Annotated in this window: 17 protein-coding genes; 6 read left to right on the top strand and 11 right to left on the bottom strand. The window is 67.8% G+C overall.

Annotation, left to right across the window (positions count from 1 at the left end; all coding sequences use genetic code 11):
• Nucleotides 1-12: 12 nt before the first annotated feature.
• From topA to FHU38_RS02015, 3 genes are all read right to left on the bottom strand, one after another.
• Nucleotides 13-2,826 carry a type I DNA topoisomerase gene (gene topA, locus FHU38_RS02025; protein ID WP_390623221.1) on the bottom strand — a complete coding sequence of 938 codons (2,814 nt, stop codon included), beginning with the start codon at nt 2,824-2,826 and terminating at the stop codon, nt 13-15.
• 278 nt (nt 2,827-3,104) lie between these two features.
• Complete coding sequence (locus FHU38_RS02020; RefSeq protein ID WP_313886639.1) at nt 3,105-3,737, bottom strand: hypothetical protein; 633 nt, start codon at nt 3,735-3,737, stop codon at nt 3,105-3,107.
• Between the two features lie 128 nt (nt 3,738-3,865).
• Complete coding sequence (locus tag FHU38_RS02015; RefSeq protein WP_167165935.1) at nt 3,866-6,145, bottom strand: sodium-translocating pyrophosphatase; 2,280 nt, start codon at nt 6,143-6,145, stop codon at nt 3,866-3,868.
• A gap of 541 nt (nt 6,146-6,686) precedes the next feature.
• Between FHU38_RS02015 and FHU38_RS02010 the strand changes: the two genes are divergently transcribed.
• Complete coding sequence (locus FHU38_RS02010) at nt 6,687-9,095, top strand: DEAD/DEAH box helicase (RefSeq protein WP_167165933.1); 2,409 nt, start codon at nt 6,687-6,689, stop codon at nt 9,093-9,095.
• Here the strand turns inward: FHU38_RS02010 and FHU38_RS02005 are convergent.
• The 4 genes from FHU38_RS02005 to FHU38_RS26905 form a co-directional block, all read right to left on the bottom strand.
• Nucleotides 9,059-9,700 carry a bifunctional DNA primase/polymerase gene (locus tag FHU38_RS02005; RefSeq protein WP_167165931.1) on the bottom strand — a complete coding sequence of 214 codons (642 nt, stop codon included), beginning with the start codon at nt 9,698-9,700 and terminating at the stop codon, nt 9,059-9,061. The genes FHU38_RS02010 and FHU38_RS02005 overlap by 37 nt on opposite strands.
• Nucleotides 9,701-10,044: 344 nt before the next feature.
• The gene (locus tag FHU38_RS02000; RefSeq protein ID WP_208415523.1) at nt 10,045-10,422 is read right to left on the bottom strand and encodes an Rv3654c family TadE-like protein; all 378 of its coding nucleotides are present in this window, start codon (nt 10,420-10,422) and stop codon (nt 10,045-10,047) included.
• Complete coding sequence (locus tag FHU38_RS01995) at nt 10,409-10,813, bottom strand: TadE family type IV pilus minor pilin (RefSeq protein ID WP_243852182.1); 405 nt, start codon at nt 10,811-10,813, stop codon at nt 10,409-10,411. The genes FHU38_RS02000 and FHU38_RS01995 overlap by 14 nt, the downstream gene beginning before the upstream one ends.
• Nucleotides 10,813-11,022, bottom strand: coding sequence for a DUF4244 domain-containing protein (locus FHU38_RS26905; RefSeq protein ID WP_313886638.1), 210 nt, complete (start codon nt 11,020-11,022; stop codon nt 10,813-10,815). The genes FHU38_RS01995 and FHU38_RS26905 overlap by 1 nt, the downstream gene beginning before the upstream one ends.
• A 245-nt stretch (nt 11,023-11,267) precedes the next feature.
• On the opposite strand from FHU38_RS26905, the gene FHU38_RS01985 reads away from it, so the two are divergent.
• On the top strand, nt 11,268-12,506 hold the full coding sequence (locus tag FHU38_RS01985) for an IS110 family transposase (protein WP_167165929.1): 1,239 nt from the start codon (nt 11,268-11,270) through the stop codon (nt 12,504-12,506).
• A gap of 62 nt (nt 12,507-12,568) precedes the next feature.
• Here FHU38_RS01985 and FHU38_RS01980 read toward each other — a convergent pair whose 3' ends face one another.
• The 3 genes from FHU38_RS01980 to FHU38_RS01970 are packed head-to-tail and all read right to left on the bottom strand — an operon-like array spanning nt 12,569 to nt 15,314.
• Nucleotides 12,569-13,312, bottom strand: coding sequence for a type II secretion system F family protein (locus tag FHU38_RS01980; protein ID WP_243852181.1), 744 nt, complete (start codon nt 13,310-13,312; stop codon nt 12,569-12,571).
• Entirely contained in the window at nt 13,309-14,133 is an 825-nt protein-coding gene (locus tag FHU38_RS01975) for a type II secretion system F family protein (protein ID WP_167165926.1), read from the bottom strand. Before FHU38_RS01975 ends, FHU38_RS01980 begins: the two co-directional genes overlap by 4 nt.
• On the bottom strand, nt 14,127-15,314 hold the full coding sequence (locus FHU38_RS01970) for a TadA family conjugal transfer-associated ATPase (RefSeq protein WP_167175348.1): 1,188 nt from the start codon (nt 15,312-15,314) through the stop codon (nt 14,127-14,129). Before FHU38_RS01970 ends, FHU38_RS01975 begins: the two co-directional genes overlap by 7 nt.
• 224 nt (nt 15,315-15,538) lie before the next feature.
• Here FHU38_RS01970 and FHU38_RS01965 point away from each other — a divergent pair, with 224 nt between their 5' ends.
• Nucleotides 15,539-16,291 (top strand): 3-oxoacyl-ACP reductase family protein, encoded by a 753-nt coding sequence (locus FHU38_RS01965; RefSeq protein WP_208415522.1) that lies wholly within the window; start codon nt 15,539-15,541, stop codon nt 16,289-16,291.
• Here FHU38_RS01965 and ssd read toward each other — a convergent pair.
• Nucleotides 16,243-17,391 (bottom strand): septum site-determining protein Ssd, encoded by a 1,149-nt coding sequence (gene ssd, locus FHU38_RS01960; protein WP_167165923.1) that lies wholly within the window; start codon nt 17,389-17,391, stop codon nt 16,243-16,245. The two genes, FHU38_RS01965 and ssd, sit on opposite strands and share 49 nt — an antisense overlap.
• Nucleotides 17,392-17,705: 314 nt before the next feature.
• Here ssd and FHU38_RS01955 point away from each other — a divergent pair, with 314 nt between their 5' ends.
• From FHU38_RS01955 to FHU38_RS01945, 3 genes are all read left to right on the top strand, one after another.
• Nucleotides 17,706-18,530: an HAD-IB family hydrolase gene (locus FHU38_RS01955; protein WP_167165921.1), complete on the top strand. Its 825-nt coding sequence runs from the start codon at nt 17,706-17,708 to the stop codon at nt 18,528-18,530.
• 530 nt (nt 18,531-19,060) lie between these two features.
• The gene (locus FHU38_RS01950) at nt 19,061-20,902 is read left to right on the top strand and encodes a glycoside hydrolase family 3 protein (protein WP_167165919.1); all 1,842 of its coding nucleotides are present in this window, start codon (nt 19,061-19,063) and stop codon (nt 20,900-20,902) included.
• A complete protein-coding gene (locus tag FHU38_RS01945; RefSeq protein ID WP_167165917.1) occupies nt 20,899-22,161 on the top strand; it encodes an exo-beta-N-acetylmuramidase NamZ family protein in 1,263 nt (420 codons plus the stop codon). The genes FHU38_RS01950 and FHU38_RS01945 overlap by 4 nt, the downstream gene beginning before the upstream one ends.
• The last annotated feature ends 8 nt before the right edge of the window (nt 22,162-22,169 follow it).

Genomic DNA, 22,169 nt, shown 5'->3' with positions numbered 1-22,169 from the left:
TGACGCGCTGGTTCAGGAACTCGATTTCGCGGTGGACGCCTTCTTACGGCTCGACGACTTCTTCTTCGGCGCAGGCCCCTTGGCCCGCTTCTCGGCGAGCAACTCGGCGGCACGCTCCTTCGTCAGGTCCTCCACGCTGTCCGAACGACGCAGCGAGGCGTTGTACTCACCGTCGGTGACATAGGGCCCGAACCTACCGTCCTTGACCACGATCGGCTTTCCGGAGACCGGGTCCTCGCCGAACTCCTTCAGCGGAGGCTTCGCGGCGGCCTGCCTACCCCGGCGTTTCGGCTCGGCGTAGATCTTCAGTGCTTCCTCCAGCGTGATGTCGAAGATCTGCTCCTCGGAGGCCAGCGAACGCGAATCGGTTCCCCGCTTCAGGTAGGGCCCGTAGCGGCCGTTCTGTGCGGTGATCTCCTCGCCGGACTCGGGGTCGGTACCCACCACGCGCGGCAGCGAAAGCAGCTTCAGCGCGTCGTCCAGCGTGATGTCCGAGATCGACATCGACTTGAACAGCGAGGCTGTGCGCGGCTTGGGCTTCTTCGACTTCGCGGACTTCTTTGCCTCGGTCGGCTCCTCCGGTTCCGGGAGCACCTCCGTGACGTAGGGGCCGAAGCGACCCTCTTTCGCCACGATCTCGTGTCCGGTCGCCGGGTCGGTGCCGAGCACCCGACCCTCCTGCGGGGTGGCGAACAGTTGCTCGGCGATCTCGACGGTCAACTCGTCAGGCGGCAGGTCCTCTGGCAGGTTCGCCCGCTGCGACTCACCGTCGACCTCCCGCTCCAGGTACGGCCCGTAGCGGCCGACCCGCACCACGACCTTGCGACCCTCGTTGTCGTCGAACAGCGGGATCGAGTTGATCTCACGTGCGTCGATGTCCTCCACCCCGGAGCCGACGAGCTTTTTCAAGCCACCGAGCCGCCCGATCGAGCCGTCCACCCCCATGTCGCCGCCGAAGTAGAACCGCGAAAGCCACCTCGTGCGCTCCTCGTCACCGGAGGCGATCTTGTCCAGCTCGTCCTCCATAGCGGCGGTGAAGTCGTAGTCCACCAGCCGCTCGAAGTGCTGTTCGAGCAGCCCGACCACCGAGAACGCGACCCAGGACGGAACCAGCGCGGAACCCTTCTTCCACACGTAGCCCCTGTCCTGGATGGTGTTGATGATCGAGGCGTATGTCGACGGCCGCCCGATGCCCAACTCCTCGAGCTTGCTCACCAAGCTCGGTTCGCTGTAGCGCGGCGGCGGCGAGGTCGAGTGCCCGTCAGGGCTGAGTTCCTTCGCGGTGAGCCGCTGGTCACGCCGCAGCTCGGGCAACCTGCTCTGCTTGTCGTCGGCCTCGCCGCCCGCCTCGGTGTCAACCGCCTCGACATAGGCCTTGAGAAAGCCCGCGAAGGTGATGGTCCGCCCGGATGCGGAGAACACGCACTCCTCGCCGCTGGCGGCCATGCCGGTGATGCGGACCGACATCGTGGTGCCCTTGGCGTCGGCCATCTGCGACGCGATGGTGCGCTGCCAGATCAGCTCGTAGAGCCGGAACTCGTCGGTCTCCAGTTCGCTCGCGACCGCGCCCGGCGTGCGGAACACCTCGCCCGCTGGACGGATGGCCTCGTGCGCCTCCTGCGCGTTCTTGACCTTGCGGGTGTACTGGCGGGGCTTGTCAGCCACGTACTCGGAGCCGTACAACTCCGTTGCCTGCCTGCGTGCGGCATCCAGTGCGGTGTCCGACAAGGTAGTGGAGTCGGTACGCATATAGGTGATGTAGCCGTTCTCGTACAACCGCTGCGCGATCCGCATCGTGCGTTCGGAGGAGAACCGCAGCTTGCGACCCGCTTCCTGCTGCAGCGTCGACGTCATGAACGGCGGGTAGGGCCTGCGCGTGTAGGGCTTCTGCTCGACGCTGGTCACCGCGAACCGCCGGTCGCGTAACGCCTCGGCGAGCCTGCCCGCCTCGGCCTCCTCCAGCACGCGCACGTCCGTCGACTGGGCCTTCAACTGCCCGTCCGGACCGAAGTCGCGGCCGGTGGCCAACCGTGCGCCGTCCACCGAGGTCAACCTCGCCGGGAAGGTGCGCGGGCTCGCGTCCGCGCCGGCGTCCATCGTCGCGGAGATGTCCCAGTAGGAGGCCGAGCGGAACCGCATCCGCTCCCGCTCGCGCTCCACGATGATGCGGGTGGCCACCGACTGCACCCGGCCTGCCGACAGCTTCGGCATGACCTTCTTCCACAGCACCGGTGAGACCTCGTAGCCGTACAACCGGTCCAGGATGCGGCGGGTTTCCTGCGCGTCGACCAGATCGGGGTCGAGGTCCCTCGTGCTCTCCGCGGCCGAGCGGATCGCCTGCTCGGTCACCTCGTGGAAGACCATCCTTCGGACTGGGACCTTGGGCTTGAGCGCCTCGAGCAGGTGCCAGGCGATGGCCTCGCCCTCCCTGTCGGGGTCGGTGGCGAGGTACAGCTCATCGACATCGGCAAGCAGGCTCTTCAGCTCGGTTACGGTGGCCTTCTTCTCAGGTGAGACGACGTACAGCGGTTCGAAGTCGTTGTCCACATCCACGCCGAGCCTCGCCCACGGCTGGCCCTTGTACTTGGCGGGCACGTCGGCGGCGCCTCTCGGCAGGTCACGGATATGGCCACGGGAGGACTCGACGACGTAGTCACGGCCGAGGTACGGCGCGATCTTGCGGGCCTTCGTCGGTGACTCGACGATCACGAGCCTTCGCCGACCGGCACCGTTCGAACCGGCGCCGTTGCCGCTGTTCGTGCGGCCGGCACCTCCCGACGAGGCTCCGCGCCCCACGGTCTTCTTCGTCCGTGTCGATCCAGCCACGCTGTCCCGCTCTCCGCTCACTAACTCACCTGTTCGACCCGCCAGTGTGCACGCTCCCGACCCGTCGCGTCCGCTCAGGTGGCCGACACGCCGGGAAGCGCGTGCCATGCGCATCGGTGTTCGCGCCGGTGGCGTTTCCTTCCACACCTAGCACGTGACATGCGCCTCATGCCCGCCCCGCCCCGATAAGTGGTCGAAGTACTACAGCACGTGCCCTTGGCGCCGCGCACATCCGCCGCAGGATTCCCGTGGCCGGGCGGAGTAATCGCGCCGGGCGATCAGCGTGCTCCGTTGTCGAACTTGGGTGCTGGCCCCTTGTCGGTGAGTTGCCTACACGCCGGTGCCCGCGCAATGGCCTGCGACAACTCGGGAACTCCCGCGAAACCCTCGAGCAGGTTGACCCGGCCGATGCGTTCCAGTGGACCCTTAACCGAACCGATCGCCGCACGGCTGGCCTCGGCATCTCGCGCCGCGTCAAGCGCCCGCTTGGCCTTCAGCGCGCTCGTCCTGATGCCCTTGTAGTTCGCGACGGCATTGGCCTTCACCTGCTCCGCGGAACGCGAGGGCGCCGGTTCCAGCCGATCAAGACCCTCGATCGTACGGTCGAGGCCCCCCACCATCACGCCGAGCAGTTCGCTCGACGTGCGCGAGGCCCGTTGCGGGCTGCTCGGGTCGATGTCGGGCATCGTGGAGAGTGACACCACCAGCTCCGACACCGCCCTGCAGTAGCCGTCCGCCCAACTGGTGGTGGCGTCCTGCCTGCGGATCTCCTCCTCGGACATGCCTGGCCCTGCGGTCGTCGCACCGAACTGGGCCCCGGGTTGGGTCGTGGGCTGCTGCCCGCACGCCGTCACCGAGGACGCCAGCGCCGTGACCACCGCGGCTGCGAGGACGGTCATCCGCGGCCGCACGCCCACACCTCCGAAAGAACCGACGCAGTGTCAGGTAACCCTGTGCGACCGTACCGCTGCGTCGAAACCATGCAAATCCGCGTGTGGTTGGTCGGGCCCGACCGGCCGCCGGGCCCGACCGCCTTCACTCACGCGTTGGTGGACTGCTCCGCGGGCGCCTGCGTCATCACGCTGCCGCGCCGCTTCGAGACCACGATGGCGACCACGATCACCGCCACGGCGACCAGCGAGATCGCCAGCCTGACGCCCACCGAGGCATCCGGCCCGACCGTGAACTGCACAACCGCCGGGGCGATCAGCAGCGAAACGAGGTTCATCACCTTCAGCAGCGGGTTGATCGCCGGGCCCGCTGTGTCCTTGAACGGGTCACCGACGGTGTCACCGATCACTGTCGCGGCGTGGGCCTCGGAGTTCTTGCCACCGTGGTGGCCGTCCTCAACCAGCTTCTTCGCGTTGTCCCACGCGCCACCGGAGTTGGCGAGAAACACCGCCATCAGCATGCCGGTAGCGATCGCGCCACCGAGATAGCCCGCAAGTGCTCCCGTGCCGAGGCCGAAACCGACCGCGATGGGCGCGAACACGGCAAGCAGACCGGGCGTGGCCAGCTCCCGCAGCGAGTCTCGGGTGACGATGTCCACGACCCTGCCGTACTCCGGGCGGGTGGTGCCCTCCATGATTCCCGGAATGTCGCGGAACTGACGGCGCACCTCGTAGACCACGGCGCCGGCGGCCCTGGACACGGCGTTGATGGCCAGTCCCGAGAACAGGAACACCACGGCCGCACCGATCACGACGCCGACGAGCGTGTTCGGCTCGATGATCCGATCGATGAAGGAGTCGCCCACCTCACCGAGCGAGGCGTTGACGTCCGCGAGCGCCCGCATGATCGCGTCAGAGTAGGAACCGAACAGCGCGGTTGCCGCCAGCACCGCCGTAGAGATCGCGATGCCCTTGGTGATCGCCTTGGTTGTGTTGCCGACCGCGTCGAGTTCGGTGAGGATCTGCACGCCCTCGCCCTCTTCGAGGTCGCCGGACATCTCGGCGATGCCCTGCGCGTTGTCGGAGACCGGGCCGAAGGTGTCCATCGCGACGATCACGCCCACCGTGGTGAGCAACCCGGTGCCCGCGAGCGCGACGGCGAACAACGCTACCGCGCCGCCGAGCAGGTAGGCGCCGTACACGGCGGCACCCACCACGAGTGCGGTGAACACGGCCGACTCGAAGCCGACGGAGATACCCGAAAGGATGACAGTGGCCGCACCGGTCTCCGAGGTCTTGCCGACGTCCTTGACCGGCTTGTGCTCCGTGCCGGTGTAGTAGCCGGTGAGCCACAGGATCACGCCCGCCAGAGCGATACCGATGATCACCGACACGGTGGCGATGACGGCCGGGTTGCCCTCGGCGCCGTCGAAGGAGTCGGGCAGGAACACGAACGCGGCGATCGCCGACAGCACCGCCGAGATGACCGCGGAGATGTAGAAGGAGCGGTTGATCGTGGTCAGGCCGCTCTCGCCCGCCCTCGCCCTGGTGATGTAGATACCGATCACGGCGGTGATGACGCCGATCGCCGGGATGATGAGCGGGAAGACCAACCCGGCACCCGAGGCGCTGAAGGCCGCGCTGCCCAGGATGAGCGCCGCCACCAGCGTCACCGCGTAGGACTCGAACAGGTCGGCCGCCATACCGGCGCAGTCGCCCACGTTGTCACCGACGTTGTCCGCGATGGTCGCTGCGTTGCGCGGGTCGTCCTCGGGGATGTTCTGCTCGACCTTGCCGACGAGGTCGGCGCCGACGTCGGCGGCCTTGGTGAAGATCCCGCCACCAACCCTCATGAACATCGCGATCAGCGCCGCGCCGAAACCGAAGCCCTCGAGGACCTTGGGAGCCTGACCGGTGTAGACGAGCACCACTACCGAGGCACCGAAGAGGCCCAGCCCCACCGTGAACATGCCGACGACACCACCGGTGCGGAACGCGATCCGCATCGCCTTTTCCCGACCGGCGGGCTCGCGCGCTGCCGCGGCCACCCGCACATTGGCCCTGGTCGCGAGCCACATACCCAGATAACCGATCGAGAACGAGAAGACCGCGCCGATGAGGAAGAACACCGAACGCCCGATGGCCTCGTTCCAGTCATCGGCGGGAAGTGCGAACAGCAGGAGAAACACGATAACGCCGAAGATGGCGAGCGTTTTCCGCTGCCGGTTGAGATAGGCAGCCGCGCCTTCCTGCACCGCCTTCGCGATCTCCTGCATCTTCTCGGTGCCCTGGCCTGCCGCCAGAACCTCTCTGAGCAGGAGATACCCGATGACCAGTGCTGCAAGGGCGACCACGGCGACCACGGCCACGATGCCGTAGTCACCTCCGGAGAGCTCGATCGAGCTCTCCGCGAGGAAGTGCCGGGACATTCGTCCTCCTGGTAACGTCGCCTGTTGCCAGCGCCGGTGCGGGCTGACCACTGTGCCGACGCTGACATTGGGATCTACACCACTAAAGGTGTGGTTCGGCGAAGTCTATTGGTAGTGCGACTGCGCCCGGCAAGCCGTCCCAGGCCGGACACGACGGACACCCGTGTGAATCCGCTCACCTCGGGTGATTCGTGACGCTGTCGGAGCCGTGTGCGAAGCTCGGACTCGTGATGGTCGAGGCTTTCGCTGGGGTCGCCGCACGCGAGCGCTCCACCAGGGAAACCGCGCCCAGCAAGTGGTCCAGCGTGTTTGCCGCGGGGGTACGCCTCGGTGCTCGCGGAACCCGTAGTATGGCGACCCTTTCGGGCATGTCCCCCACACACAGCGCGCCCTGGACCGTCGCCGTGTCCATGCTCACTGCGGCGACATCACTCCGTGTGGTAGGGACGCACGCTGTGCGTGCTGGAGGTCGCCCAACAGTCGACGTTCACACCGGTCTCGCCGCTTACGGGGCGCCATCCGGATCACGGGACGGCTCACGATGAGCGGACCGCGCCTGCGGCGTCTGACGGCCGAGCAGTTGCTGAGCCGGGTGACGGCGGGCATACCTGACGAACGCAATCCCGTTACCCACGTCGCTCACCTGCCCGAGCGGCTGCCGCGCCACGCGAGCTGGCCCGAGTGGGCGTGCGCCGATGTCGTGGAGGCGCTTCGGCGCAGCGGGGTGGAACGCCCGTGGACGCATCAGGTGGAGGCGGCCTCACTCGCCTGGTCCGGCCACGATGTCGTGATCTCCACCGGAACCGCGTCCGGCAAGTCGATGGCCTACCAGCTGCCAGTGCTGTCGAGCCTGCTGGAAGACCCGAAAGCCACCGCGTTGTACCTGGCGCCCACCAAGGCACTCGGCGCCGACCAACTGCGTTCCGTCCGGTCCATGGGTCTCGACGGCATCCGGCCCGCCTCCTACGACGGTGACACGCCGATACCGGAGCGGAACTGGGTTCGTGACCATGCCAGGTGGGTGTTCACCAACCCGGACATGCTGCATCGCGGCGTGCTCTCGACCCATGCCCGCTGGGCACGGTTCTTCCGCAAGCTCACTTACGTCGTCGTCGACGAGTGCCATGGCTACCGTGGCGTGTTCGGCTCACATGTCGCGCTGCTGCTGCGCAGGCTGCGCCGCGTCGCACGGCACTACGGTGCAGACCCCGTCTTCGTGCTCGCTTCCGCCACCACTGCCCAACCCGCCGAGTTCGCCGCCCTGCTCACCGGCGCGCCTGCCGCCGCCGTGGTGGATGACGCCTCGCCTCGCGGTGCGAGAACGGTGGCACTGTGGGAACCGCCGCTGCTGGACGAACTCGCTGGCGAGAACGGCGCGCCGGTGCGGCGCTCGGCTGGCGCCGAAGCTGCCCGAATCCTTGCCGATTTGGTCGTCGAAGGAGCACGGACACTGGCGTTCGTCCGTTCCAGGCGTGGTGCGGAGCTGACCTCGCTCGGCGCCAAACGAATACTGACGGAAGTGGATGCCGAGCTCAGCGGACGGGTCGCCGCATACCGTGCGGGCTACCTTCCTGAGGAGCGGAGGGCGTTGGAAGCAGCGCTGCTGTCCGGTGAGTTGCTCGGCGTGGCAACGACCAACGCGCTGGAACTCGGTGTGGACATCGCGGGGCTGGACGCGGTGGTGTTAGCCGGGTATCCGGGCACGTTGGCATCGTTTTGGCAGCAGTCGGGCAGGGCGGGACGAGCAGGGGACGACGCGCTCGTGTTGTTCGTCGCCAGGGACGACCCGCTGGACACCTACCTGGTGCACCACCCTTCGGCGCTGCTGGAGCGGCCGGTGGAGACGACGGTGCTGGATCCGGCCAACCCTTACGTGCTGGCGCCGCAGCTCGCGTGCGCCGCCGCCGAACTGCCGCTGAAGGCCGAGGAGTTGGACGCGTTCGGCGGTGAAGTGGCCAGGGAGGTGGTCGACGACCTCGTGGCCGATCGAATGCTGAGGCGGCGACCGAGTGGCTGGTACTGGACATCGAGGGACCGTCCGCAGCACGAAGTGGACATCAGAGGGTCGGGCGGCGAACAGGTCGCGGTCGTGGAGGCGGATACCTCGCGGCTGCTTGGCACCGTCGACCCGGGCGGGGCGTGTCACACGGTGCACCCCGGGGCGGTGTACCTGCACCAGGGATCGTCGTACGTGGTGGACGAGCTGGACCTTGAAAGCGGCCTGGCTCTGGTGCACGCCGAGGACCCGGAATGGAACACCTCGGCCCGCGAGGTGGTGGACATCGCCGTGCTGGACACCGTGCACAAGCAGGCCTACGGCGGCGTGACGGTCGGCCTCGGCGAGGTGGCGGTAACCTCACAAGTCGTCGGCTACCTGCGCCGACTGCCATCGGGGGAAGTCATCGACCACGTACCGTTGGACCTGCCCGAACGTGTGCTGCGAACCCGTGCTGTCTGGTACACGATCAGCGACGCCCTGTTGAGCGGAGACGACAGGGCACCGGGGTGCGCCGGTCTCGAACCGGCGCGGATCCCCGGCGCCCTGCATGCCGCCGAGCACGCGGCGATCGGCCTGCTACCGCTGTTCGCGACGTGCGACCGTTGGGACATCGGCGGGGTGTCCACCGCGTTGCACGCCGACACCGGGGAGGCAACGGTGTTCGTGCACGATGGGCATCCCGGGGGTGCGGGATTCGCCGATCGCGGATTCTCCGCGCTCGCCCCATGGTTGGCCGCGACGCGAGAGGCCATCATCGCCTGTGCGTGCCCGGCTGGTTGCCCGTCCTGCGTTCAGTCGCCCAAGTGCGGGAACGGCAACGAACCGCTGGACAAGGCAGGAGCGGTGACCGTACTGGACATCGTGCTCGGGGCGCTGAACGGCGGCGACGACGCCCGGTACGGTCACTCCGTGGTTCATGCTGCCGAGGACCCCGCCGCGAAAACCGGCTGAGCGGAAGGCTGCTCGGCAGACTCCCCCAGCAACGCTCGCACCAGCACGTTATGCACGGTTCCCGCAGTGGGAAGGCGCCAACCCCAGATCTCCGGCTTGACGCGCCAATGCACCACGCCGTGCTCGAACGGGGTCGGTGGGAGTGGGACCCAACTTCCCTCGCCGTGCCACCTGACGTCATCGTGCTCCGCCAGAATCCCCGGCACACCTTCGGCCGAAGTGGTCAGGAACAGCCACCTGCCGTTCGGCATCGCCACGATCGGGGCGGGCTGTCCCGTGGCGCGGAGCAGCTTGGCCGCCCGCTTGCCGAGCCTGCCGTCCACCTCGACGGCATCCACCATCGTGCCCGTGGCCACCAGCAGGCTGTAGGGCCTGCCGGTCCACCACGCCGCGACCTGCTGCGGGTGTGCACCTAGCCGCTTGTGCCAGTCCTCGTGCGCCGGAGTCGGCATAATCCAGCCTCCGGAGGGCTTTGAGCTGTCACCGCCTTCCGGGTACGTACCTGGGAGCACCGGCCAGCCTCGCCACGCCAAGCCGATCGCCTCCGCCCGTAGTTCGATGCGAAAGGCGCCGCGCCAGCTGTCCGGCCACTCCGTGTCCAACATGTCTTTCTCGAGCCTCCTCAGAACCCTCCACCGCCTCTGCCGCGGTGCACACTTCACTTAACGGCAAGTTGCAGGCTCACCAACAGCGCCACTCGACAACCGGTAATCACTGGACGATGAGTGAGCACGAACACAACGGCCGGACTGAAACAGCTTTGTCGATCGTCGTCGCTGTGACCGGGTTCGACTGCGGATAGCCGGCGTCGCCGGACCTTTGGCCGGGTCGCACACCTGGGCCGATGTGACGCTGTTGGGTTCGCCGGATAGAGCCGATGCCGTTCACCGCACGCGAACGACCGCTGCTCGCCGGCCACCGCTCCGGCCGACCGGTCAGTAAGTTGCCTTCATCCGTTGGTGTCATGACCGTCCACCGGCCCGGCCCTTGCTCGCCCAGTGGCCAGGCCGAGCGGCTGGAGCGGGCCCGGCGGGGTCAACTCGACCACCACGAGCGCGTCCCAACCGTCGAGTCGGCATTCCTTTAGCGCACCATGCATCCGGTCGGTGACCTGCCGAGCGTGCGCACAGGCTTGCGCGACACCACGATCGGCATGCCCCGCCGCCGCCAGCGCGGCCAGGTCGGCCGCACCGCCCGCCCGGTGGCGTGCCAGCATCGCCCCGCCGAGCAGCCAAACCACGTACGCCACGACCATCAGGCCCACGACGGCGATCGCGGCCCACACCGTCGCAATTCCCCCGTCCCGAGGACGGCTACCGGCCCGCATCGCCCACTACCTCGACTCCGGGTTCCGCCTCCGAATGCGCTTCGGCCCGAACATCGACACCTGGCAACAGGCCACCGGCCGCGTCCGCACGCACAGCGACCGCGATCTCCCGACCTCGCTGCTCGACGTCCAACTGCGCTCCGTCCGGAGCCAGCAGCCGCACCGCCTCCTCGGCCCGCTCTCGATCACCACGCGAGAGCATCCGTGCGGCTTCACTCGCTGCGTCAGCACAACGCAGGTGGTCAGTGGCCGCGGCGACCCCGCTCAGGACTGCCCCGAAGACCAGTACGAGCGAACACAACGCCATGGCAGCTTCAACCGTGACCGCGCCCCGGTCCCGCTGGCCCACCCATCCGGACGCACCCGCGACATGCGGCATCGTGAACCACATCAGAACTCCACGGCCAACGCGCGTTCAACTAGAGACGTCAGCGCGGAGACGATCGAATCGCCGGTTACGATGCCGTACAACACCGCGGCGAACGCCGCCGCGGCAATCGTGCCGATGGCATATTCGGCGGTACTCATGCCCTCGTCCGGTCCGTCGAGAGCTCTCAGTCGTGAGATGTCACGCCGTAGCAGCGTTTTCAGCCCGGTCACTAGTGCACTCTCTTCCGTGCAGACGCCAGAACGGCGGATGTGGTAGGAACCAGGCGGAAGCCGGGGTGACGGCCTGGTTCGGTCGCCCCTCGTGGGCTTGCATGACACTGCCGTCCCCGGCTTCTCCGGAACCGCGAAGCGATGACAAAGGGACGCGCCGTAGAGCGCCGGTTAGTGACCACTCTGCTGTCGGTTCCCTCGCCTCCGCCTGGCCACTGCCCCGTGCGAGCAGGAAGGCGACACAGTTGCCGCAGCATGACGGGCCGTTGTTCTTTGTCGGGATCGACTGGGCAGCGGCCGAGCACGCCGTGTGCGTGCTGGACCGGGACGGCCGCAAGGTCGCCGCGTTCACCATCGACCACACCGCCGCCGGCTTCACCGGTCTGGCCGCCCGGCTGGACAAGCACGCCGAGCCGGAGGACATGCCGGTCGCGATCGAGCGTCCGGACGGCCGATTGGTCGACGCGCTGCTGGAGGCCGGGCACCCGGTGATGCCGGTCAAGCCCAACGCGATCAAGACCTGGCGCGAGTCCGAGGTCCTCTCCGGCGCCAAGTCCGATCCCGGCGACGCGCACGTGATCGCCGACTACCTGCGGGTGCGCATCCACCGGCTGCGCCCCGCCCCGCCGTTGTCCGGTCACACCAAGGCAGTGCGCACCGTGGTCCGCGCCCGGACTGAGCTGGTCGAGGCCCGGGTGGCCGCGGTCAACCAGCTCGCCGCGCTGCTGGATGCCCACTGGCCTGGCGCCAAGGCCGTATTCGCCAACATCGAGTCCGCGATCGCCCTGGCCTTCCTCACCAGGTACCCGACCGCCGCTTCGGCCGCCAGCCTCACCGAGAAGCGGCTGGCCGCCTTCTGCGCCAAACAGGGCTACTCGGGTAAGAAGCCCGCCGCGGTCCTGCTCGCTCGCTTGCGCTCGGCACCGGGCGGCACGACCGACCCCACCACCTGCGAGGGCATCCGTGACGCCGTGCTGGCCCAGGTCGGCGTACTCACCGCCCTCAACACGGCGATCAAAGCGCTGGACCGCTCGATCACCGAGCGGATGGATACCCATCCCGACGGCGAGGTGTTCCGGTCCTTCCCCCGCGCTGGCACCATCAACGCCGCCCAGATCCTGGCCGAATGGGGCGATGCCCGCGAGGTGTTCGACCATCCCGACGCCATCGCCGCACTGGCCGGAATCACCCCAGTCACCAAAGCCTCCGGCAAGCAACGCGGCGTGTCCTTCCGCTGGGCCTGCAACAAACGCCTGCGCGTGGCCATCACCACTTTCGCCGCCAACAGCCGCTTCTGCAGCCCGTGGGCCGCCGACATCTACGACCGTGCCCGCGCCAGCGGCAAGGACCACCCACACGCCACCCGCATCCTGGCTCGCGCTTGGGTCCGGGTCATGTGGCGCTGCTGGCAAAACCGCACGCCCTACGACCCGGCGCTGCACGGCGGCGCCCAACAACGCATCAAACAACCGCTCACGGCCTAACCTTGATCTCGAGGTTGACACAAGGGGTGTCATGGGTGTTCCCTTTCTGTTGCTTTGACTGGTCAGGTGATGTCGAGCCGCGTCGCGAGTCCGATCACCACCGGGAGTACGCCCAGACACAGGAACGCGGGGAGGAAGCACAAGCCGAGCGGAGCGGTAATCAACACTCCGGCACGTTGCGCCTGCGCTTCCGCCTCGTCGGCCACAGCAGCCCTCACCCGCTCTGCGAGCGCGGTCGCGGCTCCGGACAGTGCGCTGCCCGATCGCGCCGTTCGGATAGCCGCGCGTGCCAACTCGGCCGTCGCCTGACAGTTCCTCACCGGTTCCCACGCCTGCGCCGGTTCCGCACCGAGCGCGAGCAACTCGGCTGTGGAAAGGAGTGCGGTAGCCACCGGCGCGGGCGCGGTACCCGCAACCGCCCGCACCGACGCCGGAACCGCAAGCCCCGCGGAGAGGCACGCAGCGAGTAGGTCAGCCGTCATCGCGATCCGCAACCGTTCGGTGCCGCTCGGCCCCCTCGCACTCCTCGCACGGCTGACGACTCGCAGCAGGCCGAAGGTCGCCATGCCCAACGGGACGGAGAGCACCAGACTCGTGAGGGACGCCCCCAGTACGACCGTCACAACGGCGACAGCCGCACCCGCCACCGCAGCGCGCCCGGACGGCGTGCGCAGCGATGCCAGTACGTTGATGCGCCATCGACTGTCGTGAGTCGAGAGCACCCGCCGCAGCCTTCGCACCGCGGGCGCGCGTACAACCAGGAGGGCGACGCCGAGCAGTGCGGCGACAAGGGCCGCCCGGGTCATCGCGCCACCACCCGAGTAGTCAGTGCGGCACTCCAGACAACGCCGGCAAACACGAAGCAGGCCCCGACGACCAGCAACCCCTGTCCCACTGGCGTCGAGGACAACACTCGCACCGGATGAGCGCCCATGGCCTCACCGAGCGCAACACCCGCGAGTGGCAGTGCCGCGAGTACAGCGGCGCTGGCTCGTGGCCCGGCCATCTTCCCGTCTACCTGTCTGGCCAGCCGCACCACCGCTTCCGCGTCACGCCGGACGGCTTCGAGAACGCCTGCCAGCGGAAGCCCATGTCGACGGGCGAGAACCCAGCAACGAACCAATTGCCCGAGTACTTCCTCGGTCACGCCGTTGTGGTGTACGGAATCGGTATCAGGCTTCGGCTCACCGCCGTGGCGCTCTGCCGCGGCAACGGTACGCAATACGACCGCGGTCCGCTCCGAAGACTCCATGGCGACCGACTCCGCGGCCACCGCCGGGTGCACCCCGGCCCGCAGTTCGTCGCCTAGCGCACCCACCGCCTCGACAAGGGCCGCCGTGCCCGCCACGGCGGCCCTTGTCCGCCTCTGCGCCCGGCGGTGCCACCAGGCCGCTCCCGCGAGCAGGGCGAGAGCGGCCGGCACGGCGATGCCGAACACCGCGACACCGCATCCCATGACCGCCACCGCCACCCCCAGCAGCACAGTTCGTCGGTGGCGAACGAACAGCAGGCCATTCCCGAGCAGCGAGCTGCGATTCGGTGAAAGGCGGGCAAGCCTGCGGGTGGCAAGGGATGCCGGCCAGCACAGCAGACCAAGCGCGACCATCAGCAGTGACAAGGTCAGCACCGCGCCGCACCTCCCGTCGCGGTCAGAACGACACCGCGCCCGGCGAGCACGTCGGTGAGCGCAGTCGCATGCTCGGCCCATCCTTGTGGGCGCCACGCGGGGTCGACACGGACTCCGATGCTGTCTCGACGAACGACGCCCACTTCCGCCAGCACCCTGAGTCCAGCGGGCCGCCTACGCATGTGCAGCACGACGTGGAGGGCGGGGGCGAGTTGGCTGTGCAAAGCGCTCCTGGAAAGCCCGCCGAGGGCGGCGAGCGCCTCCAGCCTGGCGGGCACCTCACTGGGCGAGTTCGCGTGCAGCGTGCCCGAACCTCCCTCGTGGCCGGTGTTGAGTGCGTTCAGCAGCTCGCAGACTTCCTGTCCCCTGACCTCTCCTACGACGAGTCGGTCGGGCCGCATGCGCAGGGCCTGCCGCACGAGTTCCCGCTGCGTTACCTCTCCCGCTCCCTCGATATTCGGCGGGCGCGCCAGCAGGCGGACGAACTGCGGGTGAGCCGGTTGAAGTTCCCCGACATCCTCTACACAAACGATTCGCTCCTGCGGAGCGACCTCACCGAGTAGGGCAGCAAGCAGGGTGCTCTTGCCCGATCCCGTGGCGCCGGTGATGAGGAAGGCCAGCCTCGCGGCCACGATGCCGCGCAACAACGCGAGACCGTCCTCGCCGACGGTACCCATGTCGGCCAATGAGCGAAGATCATGTGCCGCCGGACGCAGCACCCTCAACGAGATGCAGGTGCCTTGCGGGGCGATCGGCGGAAGGACCGCGTGGAGCCGAACTCGCCCATGCCAGCCCGCACCGGGAAGCCAGCCATCGACGAATGGTTGGGCATCATCGAGTCTGCGCCCGGCGGCCAATGCCAGTCGCTGCGCTAGCCTGCGGACAGCCTCCTCGTCGGGGAAGCGAACGTCGGTACGGTGCAACCCATCCGCGTCCTCCAGCCACACTTCGTCCGGCGCCGTGACGAGAACGTCGGACACGCCCGGTCGCATCAGCAGTGGCTCCAGTGGGCCTGCTCCAACAAACTCCTGCCGCAGTAGCTTGAGCGCGTCCAGTACATCGAGTTGGCCGGCAACCCCGCCCGCCTCGGCGCGAACCGCTTCGGCGACCGTCGTCGGGTCCGTGCCTGCCCCAGAGTCGGCCAGCCGTCTTCGCACCCGTTCGACCAATTCGGTACTCAGCTTCCTCACCCCCTTCGACCGGCCTTGCGATTGGGACTTGTTCCAGTTCGCCGGTCCCGCTGTCCACGATGGCTGGTGAAACGACTCTGGAACACAGCCAAGTCGATGGCCTGTGGACAACCGGACCGATGTGGACAACTCGCCAGGAGCATCCGTAAGGCTCCACAGCGGGCGGCAACTAGATGTCCGTTTCCTGCCGGTGTCATGGTCTGATCAGGATCAGGATGGTTGCCATGAAAGAACTTCCGAAGCAGAAGGTCGCGCTGGTCACCGGTGGTGGCAAGGGGATAGGCGCTGCCGTCGCGCTGCGGCTGGCCGATGACGGAGCCGATGTCGCGCTGACCTACCGCAGCAGTCAAGAACAGGCGCATATCGTCGCGCGGAAGATCGAAGCCATGGGCCGACGCGCGCTAGTGCTTCACGCGGACAGCGTCGATCTCGCCGCCGTCGAATCCGCAGTGGACACCACAGCGGAAACGCTCGGGAGGCTCGACATCCTCGTCAACAACGCAGCGGTGTTCACTGTGGCTTCCGTTGCCGAGTTGGAGCTGGCCGACTTCGAGCGCACCATGGCGGTGAATGTCAGAGCCCCGTTCGCCGCGACGAAGGCTGCTGTTCGGCATCTGCCGCGCGGTGGCAGGATCATCAATATCGGCAGCAATGTGTCGCAGCGGGCACCGTTTCCGGGCCTGTGGGCGTACTCGACGAGCAAATCCGCGCTCATCGGCATGACCAGGGCACTGGCACGCGAACTCGGCCCTCGCGCGATCACTGTCAACCTGGTGAATCCTGGCCCTACGGACACCGACAGCAACCCGGCCCACGGGCCGAATGCCGAGGCTATCGCCGCCGTCACCGCGCTGGGCCGCTTCGCGAAACCCGAAGAGATCGCGGCCGCGGTTTCCTACCTCGCCGGTGAGGGCGGCAGCTACGTCACCGGAGCCACGATCGATGTGGACGGCGGTTTCAACGGCTGACGGCTGTCCGGCGCCACCGCACCGTCCGCAGCGCAGGCCACCCCGCCGAGCGCTCGCAGCACGCTGCGGGCAGCGGTGCCGAGCGCGCCACGCGGCCGAGGGTTGAACACCCCACGTTCCAGGAAATGGGACAACCCGCGCTCCGGACTCATCCAGCACAACAGCGGCGCGCCGACCGCCGCTGCCACATCGGAACCGGTGAGGCCTTCGGGCGCGGGGCCGCGGGCCAGCACCTGGGTGGGCACCGCACTCCCGCTCAGTTGAGACAACACGCGTTTCGCGGCGACGCAGGCACGGACTTCGGCGGGCACAACGAGCACAGCGAGATCAGCGCGCCGGATGACCTCCTGTGCGGCGGCCTGCCCCAGATGCCGGGGCAGGTCGCACACCACGACCCTGCCTGCTCGTCGTCCCGCCTCGACCACCGCCGCGACAGCACCAGGCGCGGGACCAGGGCCGTCACGGTCGCAGGAGAGCACAGCCAGCGTTCCCTCGCCCCTACGCACTCGTGGCAGTGCCGCCTCCAGTTCGGCAATGGACACGCGCCCTGCCGAAACTCGCAGCCCGGGCCAACGCAGTCCGACGTCTCTCTCCGCGCCGAGGAGGAGGTCGATGCCGCCACCGAGTGGATCGCAGTCGAGTAGCAGTGCCTTGCCACGCTCTCTCGACACGGAGACGGCCACGCTCGCGGCCAGCACCGAGGCACCGGCACCGCCCCTTCCGCCAACGACGGCGAGTACCTGCCCACGCCTGGCACTGGGTTGCTCGGCGGCATCCGCGAGCGCGGCGACCAACCCTGCCTCGGCCTGCGCGAGCACGACGACATCGTCGGCACCAAGTTCGAAGGCCAGTCGCCAGGCCGATCCGCTGGGGGCTTCGTCGCACACCAGCAACACTCCAGCCCTGCGAAGCAGCTCCTCGCGGCGGCGAGTCGCCGCCGCCTCGTCAACCAGAACGAGAGGTGCGCTCGCCCACCGGTGACCGGCCTCGCCGAGATCGGCGACGTAGTCGACTTGGCACCTGGCGGCTGCAGCCAGCCTCAGGATCTCTTCGCGTACGGCCTCGTCGTGTGCCACGACGAGCGGGTGGTTGTCGGCCATCACATCTCCCAGCGGCTCGGTGGTCAGCACAACGATCAGCGGGCGATGCTCGACGCCACAACAGACCTAACCGGCGCCTGTGGACAAGTCACCCCTTGTGGACAGCCAGTGCCGGGAAAGTCGGAGGCGGCCCCCGCCAGGGGGAGGAACGGGGGCCGCCTGTGTTCAGTTCCGGGGGTCGAACTGAACGGCCGGAGTTACACCGGACCCCTCAACTGTAACGCCATCCGGGCGTTGGCTGGCGCGGAACATCCATAGCGTTTCGCGACACCGAGCGGCGGCCATCGCTGAACTAGATCACCTATCGTGGGGACGTGGCCGACCACAGCGACGTAACCCAAGCCCGCGCCCCCTCCGGCGTAGCGGCGTTCTTCGATCTCGACAAGACGATCATCGCTTCCTCCAGTGCTCTCGCCTTCAGCAAGCCGTTCCTGCGGCAAGGGCTGATAAACCGGCGCGCGGCACTCAAGAGCGCGTACGCACAGCTGGTCTTCGCGCTGTCCGGCGCCGACGCCGACAGAACGGAACGGCTGCGAGCCGAGATCTCCTCACTGTGTGCAGGCTGGGATGTCGAACAGGTCAGGTCGGTCGTCAACGAGACACTGCACGACGTGGTGGCGCCGCTGGTATACGCGGAGGCGGCCGATCTCATCGAACAGCACAAGTTGTCCGGCCACGACGTGATCGTGCTGTCCGCCACCGGCGAGGAAGTTGTCACTCCGATCGCAGAGATGCTCGGCACCACTCACAGCATGGGTAGCCGGATGCGCATCGTCGACGGGCGCTACTCCGGCGACCTCGATTTCTACTGCTACGGCGAGTACAAGGCGATCGCGGCCCGGAAGCTGGCCTCGGAGCACGGGTACGATCTGGCGTCCTGCCACGCATACAGTGACTCCAGCACCGATCTCCCGCTGCTGGAGGTCGTCGGCAACCCGCACGTCGTCAACCCGGACCGAACCCTGCGAAAGCTCGCCACCGAACGTGGTTGGCCGGTGCACTCGTTCAGCAACCCGGTGTCGTTGCGTGCGCGACTACCGTCACCGTCGGCCACAGCCGTCGCCGTGGGTCTGGGGATGGGTGCCGTGGCGGCGGGCGCGACGTTGTACGGACTGTCCCGCCGCAAGCGCAGGGATTGAGCGATCGACGTACCGGGTTCACACCTAGGACCAAAATACCTGGTTGCGACCGAGAAGGCAGTTCAAACCGACTCTGTAACGGTGCACCCGGTCGCACCCTTGAAGTGATGGCCGTCACTGAGCTACAAAGAAGGTGCGGACGTCTTGTCGGCCAGGGAGCAGGCGGAAGAGAAGCCTGCTTCACCCCGAAAGGCCTCCGTGCGCGGACGTCGGGTACCCACGCGGAGCTCGCCGCGGGAGGCTTGTCGTCAAGGGTCTGCGCATCGGGACGCCGGGCGCCGAGACCCAACAACCGACGACACGAATTGCACGCTTGGTCGCCCGAACAGTTCGCGCTAGCTGGCGGCGCCCGTCGATCCTCGATCGGCGGGCGCCGCGGTGTTCGTTCCGGCAACCTCGGCAACCTCCATTCGCCACAACCCTCCGCCGACGGCGAACATCGTTGACCTCACCCGGCCACGTCAGTAGCTTTCCAAATATCTGCACGCTCCTGTGAGAAATCCACGGGAGCATCAGCTGGGAGGCTGCTGTTGACCACCGTTACCGCTCGGCCGTGGAGAAGTCGTGCCGTCGTACTCGCCGTACTACTCGCTATGACGGTTTCCCACACCATGCCTCGGGCGATCTCCGCTCATGAGGCCGCGGCTGCGGACCGCGGCGGAACAACGGCGGGTGACGACTGGGTGGAACGGACGCTGCGCGGCATGAGCATCGAGGAGAAGGTCGGCCAACTGTTCGCCGTGGACGTGTGGGGCAAATCCGCCCACGAGGCACACCCTGAGAACCAACGACGATACGGCGTCGAAACGCCCGCCGAGGTCGTGCGCCGCTATCAAGTCGGTGGCGTCATCTATTTCAACCACTCCGGCACCGACAACGTGGAGGACCCGGCGCAGGTCGCGAGGCTGTCTAACGGCCTGCAGCGCGCCGCACTCTCCTCGGGAGAGCACGTCCCGTTGCTCCTGTCAGTCGACCAGGAAGGTGGCAGGGTGACGCGCGTCGCCGAACCCGCCACCGAGTATCCGAGTGCCATGGCACTCGGCGCGACCCGCGACGTGTCCGGTGCCCGAACCATGGCCGCGGTCAGTGGCAAGGAATTGCGCGCCATGGGCATCACCCAGAACTTCGCCCCGACGGCCGATGTCAACTCCAACCCGTTGAATCCGATCATCGGTTCCCGTTCGTTCTCCTCGAACCCCGACCTGGCCGCGCGTTTCGTGGCCGCCCAGGTTGAGGGTTACCAGCACGACGGAACGCCTGCCGAGACCGTGTCGGCCGCGGCCAAGCACTTTCCGGGCCACGGGGACGCCGGGACCGACAGCCACACGGGATTGCCCCGGATCGACCGCACCGAGGCGCAGTGGCGAGCAGCGGACCTACCGCCGTTTCGGGCAGCCGTCGATGCGGGCGTCGACGCCATCATGACCGCTCACATCTCCGTTCCGAGCCTCGACCCTTCGGGCGAGCCTGCCACGCTGTCAAAGCCGATCATGACAGGGCTGCTTCGTGAAGAACTCGCCTACGACGGGGTTGTCGTCACCGATTCGCTACGGATGCGGGGTGTGCGCCAGCTACACCCGGACGCGGAGATCCCGGTGCTCGCGCTCGAGGCAGGCGTGGACCAGATGCTGATGCCACCCGACCTTCCGCTCGCGATCGACAGCGTGCTCGCCGCGGTGCGGGGCGGGCGACTGACCGAGAGCCGAATCGACACCAGCGTGCGACGCATACTCGAACTGAAACACAGCCGGGGCATCGTCGCGAAGCCGTTCGTCGAAGAGCGGGCGGTGGCCGACAAGGTGGGGACACCACACAATCTCGACAGCGTCCAGCGTGTCACGGACAGCGCGCCGACCGTGCTCCGCGACGAGGCGGGCCTGCTACCGGTCGGGCGCGACTCCGGACAGCTGCTCGTCACAGGGTGGAACCGACCCGAGTATCCAGGCTATCCGGCCGAGCCCGTGCACGCGCTCGCCCAGAGCCTCGGTACGACGGCGAAGGCGCTGGCGACCGGCGCCGATCCGGACGCGGCGACGGTGACCCGCGCGGTTAGTGCGGCTCGCGATGCGGCCGTCGTGGTGGTGCTGACCAACGACCTGCGCGGAAACCCCGGTCAGCGTGACCTCGTCAACCGTCTGCTCACCACAGGGAAGCCCGTGGTGGCGGTGGCGGTGCGGGAGCCCTACGACGCGGGCTACGCCGATGCGCCGACGTGGGTAACCACCTACGACTGGCGCGCGGTGTCAATGCGGTCGTTGGCGAAGGTGCTGCGGGGTGAACGGGCACCGAGCGGCAAGCTTCCCGTGGACGTGCCGCACGGGCAGGACCCGGATACCGTCCTTTACCCCTACGGCCATGGACTTACCTGGTGAGCATCAACAGGAGACTCTTCCTCGCCGCCGGTGCGCTCGCCTGCCCGGCCGTGACGGCTGCTTCCCCACACGTGGGCGGGCGGCCCGAGCCGAAGCGGCACGGAAGCGTCGTCCCGGGTGCCGACATCCTCGCGGCAAACAGCTGGCGAAAGCTGTCCGGGCGCAGGATCGGCGTGCTGTCCAATCCGACCGGCGTGCTGTCCAATCACGACCACATCGTCGACTCACTGGTCGAGGCGGGCCTTGCACCCGCCGCGGCGTTCGGCCCCGAGCACGGATTCCGCGGCAGCGCGCAAGCGGGTGGCTCCGAGGGGGACTACACCGACCCACGCACCGGGGTACCGGTGTACGACGTGTACGGCGCCGACTCCGAGAAGCTGGCGAGGCTGCTCAAGAAAGCAGGCGTGGACACCTTGGTGTTCGACATCGCCGATGTAGGGGCACGCTTCTACACCTACATCTGGTCGATGTACACCGCCATGGTGGCGGCGGCCCGTACCGGGGCGTCGTTCGTGGTGCTGGACCGGCCCAACCCGGTGGGAGGCGCGGCATACGGGCCGATGCTCGACCCGGCCTACAGCTCAGGGGTCGGCAGGAAGCCGATTGTCCAGCAGCACGGCATGACGGTCGGCGAGTTGGCCCACCACTTCGACGGCGAGTTCCTGCCCGCTGACGGAGATCGGCTGGCCGAGTTGGACGTGATCAAGATGCGGGGCTGGCACCGGGACCTGCTGTTCGCCGAAACCGGTCTGACGTGGACACCGCCCAGCCCGAACATGCCCACTCCCGACACCGCTCTCGTGTACCCGGGAACCTGTCTGTTCGAGGGCACGCTCCTTTCCGAAGGTAGGGGCACGACCCGTCCTTTCGAAATCGTCGGCGCCCCTGGTATCGACTGGCGCTGGCGGGAAGCGTTGGAATCGCAGAACCTGCCGGGCGCCGTGTTCCGGGAGGGCTACTTCGTGCCCACATATCACAAGTTCACCGGACAGACCTGTGGCGGCGTGCAGGTTACGGTGACGCGGCCGGGCAGCTTCGACGCGATCCGCACAGCCGTCGCCATGTTGGTGACAGCGCGGCGGCTGTACCCGGAGGTGTTCGGCTGGCGCGAGGACCACTTCATCGACAAGCTGACCGGCTCCGAACGGTTCAGAACCATGGTGGACGCAGGCGCGGGTACCGACGAGATCGTCGAATCCTGGCGCGACGAGCTCGCCAAGTTCCAACGGACTCGCCGGCCGTACCTGCTGTACCGGTAAGAGGGGGC

This window comes from Saccharomonospora amisosensis, from assembly GCF_011761185.1.
GTDB lineage: Bacteria > Actinomycetota > Actinomycetes > Mycobacteriales > Pseudonocardiaceae > Saccharomonospora_A > Saccharomonospora_A amisosensis.
Note: the sequence above shows the minus strand (reverse complement) of the source record. Positions and strands in the feature narration are given on the sequence as shown.

Coding starts and splice junctions, on each gene's coding strand:
- FHU38_RS02015 (WP_167165935.1), bottom strand. CDS start 6,145: ATGTCCCGGCACTTCCTCGCGGAGAGCTCGATCGAGCTCTCCGGAGGT.
- FHU38_RS02010 (WP_167165933.1), top strand. CDS start 6,687: ATGAGCGGACCGCGCCTGCGGCGTCTGACGGCCGAGCAGTTGCTGAGC.
- FHU38_RS02005 (WP_167165931.1), bottom strand. CDS start 9,700: ATGTTGGACACGGAGTGGCCGGACAGCTGGCGCGGCGCCTTTCGCATC.
- FHU38_RS02000 (WP_208415523.1), bottom strand. CDS start 10,422: ATGCGGGCCGGTAGCCGTCCTCGGGACGGGGGAATTGCGACGGTGTGG.
- FHU38_RS01995 (WP_243852182.1), bottom strand. CDS start 10,813: ATGTGGTTCACGATGCCGCATGTCGCGGGTGCGTCCGGATGGGTGGGC.
- FHU38_RS01980 (WP_243852181.1), bottom strand. CDS start 13,312: ATGACCCGGGCGGCCCTTGTCGCCGCACTGCTCGGCGTCGCCCTCCTG.
- FHU38_RS01965 (WP_208415522.1), top strand. CDS start 15,539: ATGGTTGCCATGAAAGAACTTCCGAAGCAGAAGGTCGCGCTGGTCACC.
- ssd (WP_167165923.1), bottom strand. CDS start 17,391: ATGGCCGACAACCACCCGCTCGTCGTGGCACACGACGAGGCCGTACGC.